Source organism: Halorussus sp. MSC15.2 (assembly GCF_010747475.1).
Lineage (GTDB): Archaea > Halobacteriota > Halobacteria > Halobacteriales > Haladaptataceae > Halorussus.
In genome coordinates this window covers 548,735-558,412 of record NZ_VSLZ01000001.1, presented here as the reverse complement: position 1 = coordinate 558,412, position 9,678 = coordinate 548,735, and the positions used below count along the sequence as shown (strand labels likewise).

11 protein-coding genes are annotated in these 9,678 nt (G+C 66.2%); 7 read left to right on the top strand and 4 right to left on the bottom strand.

All coding sequences use genetic code 11. From position 1 onward, the window contains the following. Window positions 1–15: 15 nt before the first annotated feature. A complete protein-coding gene (locus FXF75_RS02885; protein WP_163520041.1) occupies window positions 16–1,347 on the bottom strand; it encodes an extracellular solute-binding protein in 1,332 nt (443 codons plus the stop codon). 295 nt (window positions 1,348–1,642) lie between these two features. Between FXF75_RS02885 and FXF75_RS02880 the strand changes: the two genes are divergently transcribed. Together FXF75_RS02880 and tgtA are read left to right on the top strand one after the other, a co-directional pair. Further along, entirely contained in the window at window positions 1,643–2,278 is a 636-nt protein-coding gene (locus FXF75_RS02880) for an NUDIX hydrolase (RefSeq protein ID WP_163520040.1), read from the top strand. 380 nt (window positions 2,279–2,658) lie between these two features. Further along, window positions 2,659–4,137, top strand: coding sequence for a tRNA guanosine(15) transglycosylase TgtA (gene tgtA / locus FXF75_RS02875; RefSeq protein ID WP_163520039.1), 1,479 nt, complete (start codon window positions 2,659–2,661; stop codon window positions 4,135–4,137). A gap of 3 nt (window positions 4,138–4,140) precedes the next feature. Here tgtA and FXF75_RS02870 read toward each other — a convergent pair whose 3' ends face one another. The 3 genes from FXF75_RS02870 to FXF75_RS02860 form a co-directional block, all read right to left on the bottom strand. Beyond that, entirely contained in the window at window positions 4,141–4,623 is a 483-nt protein-coding gene (locus tag FXF75_RS02870) for a type II toxin-antitoxin system VapC family toxin (protein WP_163520038.1), read from the bottom strand. After that, window positions 4,620–4,841, bottom strand: a complete 222-nt coding sequence (locus FXF75_RS02865) for an AbrB/MazE/SpoVT family DNA-binding domain-containing protein (protein WP_163520037.1) — start codon at window positions 4,839–4,841, stop codon at window positions 4,620–4,622. The genes FXF75_RS02870 and FXF75_RS02865 overlap by 4 nt, the downstream gene beginning before the upstream one ends. Window positions 4,842–5,011: 170 nt before the next feature. Next, window positions 5,012–5,440 carry a hypothetical protein gene (locus FXF75_RS02860; protein WP_163520036.1) on the bottom strand — a complete coding sequence of 143 codons (429 nt, stop codon included), beginning with the start codon at window positions 5,438–5,440 and terminating at the stop codon, window positions 5,012–5,014. A gap of 123 nt (window positions 5,441–5,563) precedes the next feature. On the opposite strand from FXF75_RS02860, the gene FXF75_RS02855 reads away from it, so the two are divergent. The 5 genes from FXF75_RS02855 to FXF75_RS02835 all read left to right on the top strand — a co-directional run bounded on the left by FXF75_RS02855 (window position 5,564) and on the right by FXF75_RS02835 (window position 9,596). Then, on the top strand, window positions 5,564–6,256 hold the full coding sequence (locus FXF75_RS02855; RefSeq protein ID WP_163520035.1) for a bacterio-opsin activator domain-containing protein: 693 nt from the start codon (window positions 5,564–5,566) through the stop codon (window positions 6,254–6,256). Window positions 6,257–6,424: 168 nt separating this feature from the next. Further along, window positions 6,425–6,808: a hypothetical protein gene (locus FXF75_RS02850; protein ID WP_163520034.1), complete on the top strand. Its 384-nt coding sequence runs from the start codon at window positions 6,425–6,427 to the stop codon at window positions 6,806–6,808. A 132-nt stretch (window positions 6,809–6,940) separates the two neighbouring features. Then, window positions 6,941–8,692, top strand: a complete 1,752-nt coding sequence (gene arcS / locus FXF75_RS02845) for an archaeosine synthase subunit alpha (protein ID WP_163520033.1) — start codon at window positions 6,941–6,943, stop codon at window positions 8,690–8,692. Window positions 8,693–8,829: 137 nt separating this feature from the next. Further along, entirely contained in the window at window positions 8,830–9,003 is a 174-nt protein-coding gene (locus FXF75_RS02840) for a hypothetical protein (RefSeq protein WP_163520032.1), read from the top strand. A gap of 8 nt (window positions 9,004–9,011) precedes the next feature. Further along, the gene (locus tag FXF75_RS02835; RefSeq protein WP_163520031.1) at window positions 9,012–9,596 is read left to right on the top strand and encodes a hypothetical protein; all 585 of its coding nucleotides are present in this window, start codon (window positions 9,012–9,014) and stop codon (window positions 9,594–9,596) included. Window positions 9,597–9,678: the final 82 nt, after the last annotated feature.

The window sequence follows — 9,678 nt, the reverse complement described above, 5'->3', positions numbered from 1 at the left end:
AACGGGGGGACGCGGTCACAGGACGCCGATGTCCTTGTAGAGTCCGACGATGTTGTCGCGTGCCGTCTTGAGCGCCGTCTGCGGGTCCTTGTCGCCGAGCAGGGCGGGCGTAATCTGGTTCGAGAGGAAGTTGTCCACCTGCGGCTGCGCGAGGTACGTCTCGCTCTTGGCGTTCTCGAGGTTGAACTTCATGTCCTCGACGAGGTCGGCGGGGTACTTCTCCTTCACTTCGGGGGAGTCGTACACTTCCGGGACCACCGACGGGTTGCCCTCGACGAGCATGTCCGTCTTGGAGGACTCGGTCGTGGACATGAACCGGGCGAACTTCTTTGCGGCCTTCTTGCGCTTGGAGAAGGCCGAGACAGCGACGCCGTTGGCGTCTTGGAACGTGGCGCGCGAGGACGGTCCCTTCGGCGGTTTGGCGCTGCCGAGGCGGCTTTCGTCCCAGCCGTCGGAGCCGAGCACGCGGGAACCGAGCGGCGTCCACGATTCGACCGTGGCGAGGTTACCGGCGATGAAGGTGTCGCCGACGCCGCCCTCGCCCATGCTGGAGGTCCCGTCCGGGATGAGACCCTGTTCGCGGAGCGGAAGCAGGAAGTCGTTGAACACCTTCGTCCCGGTCTCGACGAACGACGGGTTGTTACTGTCGTCGAACAGTTCGCTCCCCGCCTGATAGAGGAACTGCTTGAACATGAACACGTCTTTGTTCGCCCACGTGAAGCCGAACGCCGAGCGGTTGCCCGAACCGAGGTCCGAACCCATGTTCAGGACGTCGTCCCACGTGTCCGGCGGCGCGTCGTAGCCCGCCTCCGACAGCACCTTCTTGTCGTAGAGGTAGGTGCCCCACTTGCCGAGTTGGGGAGCCATGTACGTCTTCCCGTCGAAGGTGACGAGACTGCGCAGGCTGTCGGGGAACTTCCCCATGTGACCGTCGCCGAGACCGAGCGGTTCGAGCCAGCCCGCGTTCACGAAGTCGGCGAGCCACCACGTCGGCCCGTTGAACGCGTCTATCTCGCTGCTCTGGTTGCGCCAGTTCGTCGTGAGGCTGGTCTTGAGGTTGCTCCACGGGACCTCGTTGACCTCGACCTGAATGCCGGTCTCGTCCTGAAACCGCTGGATGTTCTTCTCCGTCCCGGGGTCGGACCCGAGTCCGCCGGAGTTGTAGAACACGATTTTGTCGGCCATCTCGCCGCCCGACATCGTCGTCCCGACGGTCGTACCGCCGGAACTGTCGGTCGTCGTGGCGTTCGAACTGTCGTTGCCGCTACAGCCTGCGAGCGCGGCGACGCCGGTCGCACCGGCACCTGCGATGAATCGTCGCCTCGTCCGTGAAGGGTTGTCAGCCATGGACGTTCAATACATTACGAAGGTGGGACTTAAAGGTTGGGCAAAATCGAACACTTCCAATCAGTTTCAATCATATACGCAGCAGAATCCGACTGGATATGCCTGCTATTTTGCACTCTCTCGCGTTCAGACGGCAGGTGAGAGTTTCGGTCAGAAACGAACATAGCTCGCGACGGTGTGCGGGCTGCTCTCGGACGTAGGACCGACTGGTCGCTCTGATTCGCGTCGGAACCGACCGCGGAGGGCCGCGCCCAATCGGCCGGGTTTTTGGTCGCTCGTCGGTGAACGCTCACTCATGTCCGACGACCCTGCCACCGACGATGCGTCGAGCGCCGAGGACGCTCCGACTGACGACTCCACCGCCGAGGACGTTCCGACCGACGACCCCCTCGCGTGGGAGACGCTCGACTCGGCGGTCGCGTACTCCTGCCCGGGGTTCGACGTGCGACACGAGGACGTGAGACTACCCGACGGCACCGAGACCGACTTCGACTACGTCGCGGAACCCGAGAGCGTCGTGGTCCTCCCCTTCACCCCCGACGGCGACGTGGTCGTCATCGAGGAGTGGCGGCAGGCCGTCCGTCGAGTGAATCGAAGCCTCCCGGTCGGCGGGACGGAACCCGAGGACGAGGACCGCGAGGCGGCGGCCCGGCGCGAACTCCGGGAGGAGACCGGTTACGAGGCCGACGGCGTCGAGTTCCTGACCAGCGTCGAACCCGCGAACGGCATCGCCAACTCGGTCCTGCACTTCTTCGTGGCCCGCGGATGTACGCCCACCGCCGAGCAGGAACTGGACCACAACGAGTCGATTCGCGTCGATACGACGACGCCGGACGAGTTGCGCGAGCACGTCGCCGAGCGCGAGATTCGGGACGGCCGGACGACGCTCGGACTGCTGTACTACGAGGCGTTCGGGACCGCCGAAGAGTAACGAGAGTGCGGTCGCCAAGGCCGTCGAGTCTCGGTGGGTCCGGCGTTCGGAGAGTCGGTGGTCCCGAATAGCAGCGGAGAAGACGCGGCGGGACTAGTGTCAGGCTTGAACGAAGGAGTTCCCGCACAGCACCGCGACCGCAGGCCTCACACCTCCCAACCAACTGCGGTCCTCGGCCGTTGGCCTGCGGTCCTCGTCCACCGGCAGACGAACCGCGTCTGCCGAGCCTCGCTTCGCTACGCTCAGCGAGACCTCGCGCGTGAAGACGCGAGATGAACTCGCGCCACCACGCGCCGGACCAGACAGTGGGGGGGACACGGAACCCCGACCGACGCCCGAGAACGCAATCCTTACCCCCGCACTCCGGCTATCCCACCCCAATGACCAGAGACAACTTCGAGATTCGCGACCAAGACGCGCTGGGTCGCATCGGGGAACTGGAAGTCCCCCGCGCGGGCGTCACCGTCGAGACGCCTGCGCTCCTCCCCGTCATCAACCCCCACGTTCGGACCGTCGAACCCTCGCGACTCGAATCCGAGTTCGGCGCGGAGATTCTCATCACGAACTCCTACATCTTCTACGGGAGCGACGACTACCGCGACGAGGCGCTGGAACGGGGCCTCCACGACGTGCTGGATTTCGACGGCGCCATCATGACCGACTCCGGTTCCTTCCAGCTAGCGGAGTACGGCGAAATCGACGTGACCACGCCCGAAATCCTCCAGTTCCAGCACGACGTCGGGAGCGACATCGGCACGCCGGTGGACATCCCGACACCGCCCGACGTGCCCCGCGAGCAAGCCGAGCAGGAACTCGCGACGACGCAGGAGCGCCTCGGAGTCGCCGAGAGCGTGGACGTGGGCGACATGCTGGTGAACGCGCCCGTGCAGGGTTCGACCTACACCGACCTCCGCGAGGAGGCGGGCCGCCACGCCGAGGCCACCGACCTCGACGTGTTTCCGGTCGGCGCGGTCGTCCCCCTGATGAACGACTACCGCTACGCCGAGATGGTGGACGTGGTGGCGGCGGCCAAGCGCGGTCTCGGCGCGGACGCGCCGGTCCACCTCTTCGGCGCGGGCCACCCGATGATGTTCGCCTTGGCGGTGGCGATGGGGTGCGACCTCTTCGACTCGGCGGCCTACGCGCTCTACGCCCGCGACGACCGATACCTCACCGTTCGGGGCACCGAGCAGATGGACGACCTCGACTACTTCCCCTGCTCGTGTCCGGTCTGCGCGGAGTACACACCGGCGGAACTGCGGCGACTCGACGACCGCGAGCGCGAGGAACTGCTGGCCGAGCACAACCTCCACGTCACGTTCCGGGAGATGCGCACCGTCAAGCAGGCCCTGCGGTCGGGCAACCTGCTCGAACTAGTCGAGACCCGCGCCCGCGCCCACCCCGCGATGCTCGACGGCTACCGCGCGCTGACGGCCCACGCCGACCAGTTAGAGCGAGAGGATTCTGTGTCGAAGGGCGCGTTCTTCTACCTCTCGGGAGAGAGCGCGCGGCGACCGGAGGTCGTCCGCCACCGCGAGCGTCTGGACCGCCTGAACCCCGAGGGCCGAGTGCTGCTGACCGAGGGCGGTCCGAGCGACCGCTACGACGAGTCGTGGCGCGTCGTCGCCCCGTTCGGTCCCTTCCCGCGCCACCTCTCGGAGACCTACCCGCTGACCGCCGAGACTCCCGAACGCATGGACCCCGAGGGATACCGGTCGGCCGCGGAGGGGGTCGCCCGACTCGCCGAGTCGAACCCCGAGACCGAGTTCACGCTGGCCCACCACGACTGGCCCGAGAGCGCGCTGGCGCTGGTGCCCGAAGACGTGGACGTAGTGGACCTGAGCGCGGACCCGGAATGAGCGTCACTCCCGAACGGTTCGACACTCTACGTCGAAGTAGTCCCGGTAGAACCCCCGGTCGAACGTGACCAGTTCGTCGGCCGTTTCGGCGTGCGCGCCGATGAGAAAATCGGCAGGGACGTGTTGGCGCGCGGTCACGGGTGCCCCGCATCCCCCGCATTCGTAGGTCGTCTGATGACCGCACTCGCCGCACTGGAGACCATCGCCGCGCCTGTCGAGATACGTCTGGAACGCCTCCCCAGCGTGGAACAGGGCGTCGTGCGGGAGTTCCTCGATGCCGATACCCGTGTCGTCGAGGAAGGCGTCTAACTGCTCGTGAGACTCGAAGTACGGGTCGGCCGCCAACTCCGCGTAGACGACGGGGTTTATCGAAATCGCCCCGTCGGCAGCGGCCGCTTGGAGCAGCGACACTGCACGTCGGTTGTGGCGGTCGTCGGGATACAGCAGTGCGATGAGCGCGCTCGTGTCTACGACGGTCCGAGTCATTCACGCTCTCCGCGGAGGTCGCGCATCCGCTCCTCGACAGTCTCGTCGGTCTCTGCCACGCCTCGCCACTTCTCGAAGCGATTCGCTTCGACTTCCTTCTTGATGACGTACCCTTCGTCGGTCTCTTCGAACTCGATTTCGTCGCCCGGTCGGATACCCAGTCGCTCGCGGACTTCCTTCGGAATCGTGACCTGCCCCTTGCTCGTGACGCGGCTCATAGTATGACTTTTGTCGTATTACAAGAAAAGTATTACGCCGATACGATAGTCCGCGAATTCCGAAACCGTGTCCCGATAACCGCCACGACTGCCCGAAAGCGCGCTGGCACGGATGCCCGAGGACGTGGACGTGGTGGACCTGAGCGCCGACCCCGCGTGAGCAGGGTCGGTCAGTTCGACTCGTGCATCTCCCAGAGAACTTGGAGTATCAATCCGACCATCCCGCCGAAGACGAGGCTTTCGATAGGGAGCGTCGGCGGGTCGAACGTACCCATCAGCCACCACGTCGCGGCCGCGAACCCGACGATGACGACGCCTCGACCGAATATGCCGATGGACCGGAACCACGCACCGACCCGCCGACCGACCGCGCTCGACGCGAGCGGTCCCGCCGCCGCGGCCCACGCGACCGCGCCGACCGCGAGCCAGAACCACGAGACGGTTCCGTCGTCGTAGAGGTCGATGCCGACGTCCACTGCGAGGAGTCCCGCGAGGAACAACGAGAGTTTCGGCCGCCGGCGTTCTCGGTCCGGCGCTGGGTCTCCGTCGGGGGTATCGTCCCGGTCAGTGTCGTTACCGTCTGTTCGCGGGGACGCCATCCTTCGGAGCGTTTCGTTTCAGACCCATAATATTTTCGAGGCGGTGCGGAAGCGGCTTTCCGTCCCGTCATTGGCAAGCAATCGGCTACAAGCCATATCAGTGCGTTCGTGGTACGAACGACCATGAGTACCATCGCGCAACTCGGCGTCCCCGCAGAAACGTTCGCGCTGCGGGAGACCCTGCCGCGGGTCCCCGACGTGGAGGTCGCGGCCGAACGCGTCGTGGCCCACGACGAGGGGCGGGTCATGCCGTTCGTCTGGGCCGCGGGCGAGGACCTCGACGCCTTCGAGGACGCGCTCGCGGCGGACCCCTCGGTCGAGAACGAACGGCGGCTCACCGAACTAACCGACGGGCGATTCTACCAGATGGAGTGGGTCGAGTCGGTCGAAGTACTGCTGCACTCGATGACCGAACACGGGGCCGCCGTCCTGAAGGCGCGGGGCCGCGACCGGCGGTGGCACCTCCGCATCCTGTTCCCCGACCGGGAGGCCGTCTCCCGGACCCACGACTTCTGCCGGGACCGCGACCTCGACATCGACGTCGAGCAGATACACGAACTGGAGAACCGCGACGAACAGGGCCAGTACGGACTGACCGCCCAGCAGTACGAGGCCGTGACGACCGCGCTGGAAACCGGCTACTACGAGGTCCCCCGCGAGACCTCGGCGCGGGACCTCGCCGACGAACTCGCCATCTCCCATCAGGCCCTCTCCGAACGACTCCGACGCGGCCACGGCAACCTCGTCGCCAACGTGCTGACGGTGGAGGCGGTGGAGGAGGACCGCGACCGAACGCGCGAGCAGACCGTCGAGTAGCCTCCGCGAGCGGCGACCGCTCGGAGGCGGGGACTCGCCGTTCAAAATCGGATTACGGGGCGTCAAGCCGCCGCTACCGGGCGAAAACGTCGCAACCATTTTTGTCCGAGAATCGCGTAGAGACGAGTGCCGAGGGACGAACACCCCGGCAGAACGAGGTGAGAGACCATGAGTGCGAGAGAGACCACGACGTCGAAGTGGCTCTCCGGCGCGAACGCGCTGCTCGGCTTGTGGTTGTTCCTCGTGCCGACGTTCGTGTGGGGTGTGAGCGGTGCGAACTACTGGAACGACCTGCTAATCGGTGCGGCGATAGCGATTCTCGGAGCGTACGGCTACTACGCGGCCACCGACGAGGGCGTCGTCCCGCGGTGGAGTAGCGGCCTGAACGCGCTGCTCGGACTCTGGACGATAGCCGCGGCGTTCGTCTGGACGCTCGCGGGCATCGCGTTCTGGAACGCCGTCGTCGTGGGCGTGCTGGTCGCCGCTTTCGGCGGGTACAACGCCTACGCCGGGACCAAAGCGACCGAGGAGACGACCGCGTCCACGGCGTGACGACGCTCCGGGTCGGCTTCCCGTCGAATCGGTCGCACCGAACCGCACGTCGCTTTTTCGGCGCTCGATAGCCTCCGGGACGGGAGTCGCGTCTCGCAAGATAGTTGCCTCTCGCCCCCCCGACCGGGAGGTATGACCGACTACTTCGAGGTCCACGAGCGCGACGGCCCGGCCCGAATCGCCGAGTTGCGCCTCGCGGACGCCGTGACGACGCCCGCCATCGCGGACGACTTTCTCGCCGACGCCGGGAGCCTCTGGACCGCCGACCGGGAGGTCCCCGAGGGGAGCGACGACGTTCTCACGATTCTCCCCCACCGCGGGTTCCCCAGCGGGACCGACGACGAGGTGATGGAGTCGTTCGCCCCGGAGTATCCCGACGTGGACTACCCGAGCGCCGCGGTCGTCGCGCCCGAGACCGCCGGGGATTTCGGCGCGGACGCCTACGTCCTCTCGGGCGCGCAGGGGTTCGTCGGCCACGGCGCGGGGTTCAGGGACGCCATCGTCGAGACCCGCGAGGCGATTCCGGCCGACAGCGCGCTCTACCTCCCGGGGGTCGCCACGCCCGCGAACGTCGCCACGCTGGTCTACGCCGGAGTGGACCTCGTGGACGCCGACCGTGCGGTGGTGGCGGGCACGCAGGGCAAGTACCTGACCTCGGAAGGAACCCACTACCTCGACGACCTCTCGGAACTCCCCTGCGCGTGCCCGGCCTGCCGGAAACCGGTCTCGGAGTTCACCCGCGAGGACTGCGCCGACCACAACGTCAACGCACTCCGCGCGGAGTTGGGAATCGTCCGCGAGCGCATCCGTTCGGGTCGCCTCCGGGACTACATCGAGGGACAGGCCCGCCACGACCAGTGGCTGACCGCCGCCTTCCGGGAGTTCGACCAGCAGTGGTCGTACCTCGAAGAGCGCACGCCGCTCATCCGCGACGCCGAACTCTCGGCCGCGACCGAGGACACTCTCCAGCGCGTCGAGATACAGCGGTTCGCCGACCGCGTGACCTCGCGGTACCACAACCGGTTCGACAACCCTCTCGTGCTGGTGCCCTGCTCGGCCGCCAAGCCCTACAGCGAATCCCAGAGCCACGGGCAGTTCCACGACGCCATCCAGTTCCGGGCGCACACCGTCTCGATGACCTCGCCCATCGGCGTCGTCCCGCAGGAACTCGAACTGACGTATCCGGCACAGCACTACGACTCGGTGGTCACGGGTCGCTGGTCCGAGGACGAGAAGCAGTTCGTCGCCGAGGTTCTGCGGCGCTACCTCGAACACAACGACTACCCGCGCGTCATCGCCCACGTCCCGAACGAGGGCTACCGCGACGTCTGCGGACGCGTCGAGGAGGCGCTCGGGATGGAGTTCGAGTACACCGTCGAGGACCACCCCACGACCACCGAGTCGCTGGGCAACCTGATGCGGACCCTCGACGGCGAACTCAAGTACGGCAAGCGCGAGCGCCAGCACAACACGCTCAAAGCCATCGCCGACTACCAGTTCGGCGAGGGCGCGGGCGACGCGCTCTTCGACGACGTGCAGACCGAGGCCCGCTACCCCAAACTCCGCGTGCAGGACCCCGACGGCGAGCAACTCGCCGCGATGGTCCCCCAGTACGGCGTCCTCTCGTTCACGCTCGCCGGTGCTCGCCACTGGGTCGAGTCCGACGCCCCGACCAAGCGCGTCGAAATCGACAACTTCGCGCCCCACGGGAGCGTCCTCGCGCCGGGCGTCGTGGACGCCGACGACGACATCCGGGTCGGCGACGAGGTCGTAATCGAGGGACCGAAGGCGTTCGCGGTCGGCCGGGCCGAGATGACCGGCCCGGAGATGGCCGAGAGCACGCGCGGCATCTCGACCACGGTTCGGCACGTCGAAGAGAAGTAGGCGGTCCGAGCGAGGCGGAGATTTAAATTGGAGGACGTAACGAATCCGGAGCGTGACCCGGGACGGAGTGCGTTCGTCTGCCTGCTCGGTAGGTTTTAGTGACGAGAACGACAACTCTGGGGAGAGGAGGTATTTGCGTGGCGACTGACGAGGACGAACGTCGTTCGCCGGACGGGGACCACCACCCCGCGGTCGAGGAGTTCATCAGGGGCGACCCCGACGCACTCCCGGAACTCGGCGACCCGATAGGTGACGACTGGGACCCGCTTCTCGATGGTGAACGCATTCGGCTAACTGGTAGCGAGGAGTAGTCGTTTCGATGTCAGCAGACGCCCGAAGACGCGACGCGGAGCCACTGTCCCATCATCCTGACGACGTTCTGTTTCCGGCCGGTCGCGGAAACGTCGTCGTGTACCTCGGCAAAGAGGCGTTGCTCTCGTGGTTCACGGACGTTCGGTCGGAGATGCACCGAGAAACCACCGGCCGCTTTCAGCAACTGTGTCGGTCGAGAGCGATATACACCACGAACGTCTACCAACTCGTCGAAGTCTTCACGAAGGTCAGGTACGCGAAGTCCGCAAAGACTGTCGAACGCCTCCGGAGTAGAATCGGCGATTCGACGGTCCGAGTCGTTCACGGAAGCGACGACTGGAGCGATAACTGTCAGGAGAGAACGCCGAAGGACGTGTTCGACGCCGCGACCGGACTGTTCGAGGAACGGTCGGGTATCGAGTTCAGCTTCCCCGAGGCCGCGCTCGTCCTCGCGCTCGCCCGGGAAAGCTGGAACCGAGACGTTCCCGTCTACCTCTTTACTTTCGACGGGACGCTCGCGACGCTAGCCGACACCTTCGACGTGCCGGTACTGCCGTACTCGACGCCTCTGCGCGACGACGCGGGGCGGTGACCCGCCGTCGTGCGCCCGTATCCACCGCATACTCCCGCGTATCGACTCAATAACCATGGTATCCCGGGCCGTACTCGGACGC

Excerpts from the sequence above, each read along its gene's own strand:
- FXF75_RS02885 (WP_163520041.1), bottom strand. The coding sequence starts at position 1,347 with ATGGCTGACAACCCTTCACGGACGAGGCGACGATTCATCGCAGGTGCC.
- FXF75_RS02880 (WP_163520040.1), top strand. The coding sequence starts at position 1,643 with ATGTCCGACGACCCTGCCACCGACGATGCGTCGAGCGCCGAGGACGCT.
- tgtA (WP_163520039.1), top strand. The coding sequence starts at position 2,659 with ATGACCAGAGACAACTTCGAGATTCGCGACCAAGACGCGCTGGGTCGC.
- FXF75_RS02870 (WP_163520038.1), bottom strand. The coding sequence starts at position 4,623 with ATGACTCGGACCGTCGTAGACACGAGCGCGCTCATCGCACTGCTGTAT.
- FXF75_RS02865 (WP_163520037.1), bottom strand. The coding sequence starts at position 4,841 with ATGAGCCGCGTCACGAGCAAGGGGCAGGTCACGATTCCGAAGGAAGTC.
- FXF75_RS02860 (WP_163520036.1), bottom strand. The coding sequence starts at position 5,440 with ATGGCGTCCCCGCGAACAGACGGTAACGACACTGACCGGGACGATACC.
- FXF75_RS02855 (WP_163520035.1), top strand. The coding sequence starts at position 5,564 with ATGAGTACCATCGCGCAACTCGGCGTCCCCGCAGAAACGTTCGCGCTG.
- FXF75_RS02850 (WP_163520034.1), top strand. The coding sequence starts at position 6,425 with ATGAGTGCGAGAGAGACCACGACGTCGAAGTGGCTCTCCGGCGCGAAC.
- arcS (WP_163520033.1), top strand. The coding sequence starts at position 6,941 with ATGACCGACTACTTCGAGGTCCACGAGCGCGACGGCCCGGCCCGAATC.
- FXF75_RS02835 (WP_163520031.1), top strand. The coding sequence starts at position 9,012 with ATGTCAGCAGACGCCCGAAGACGCGACGCGGAGCCACTGTCCCATCAT.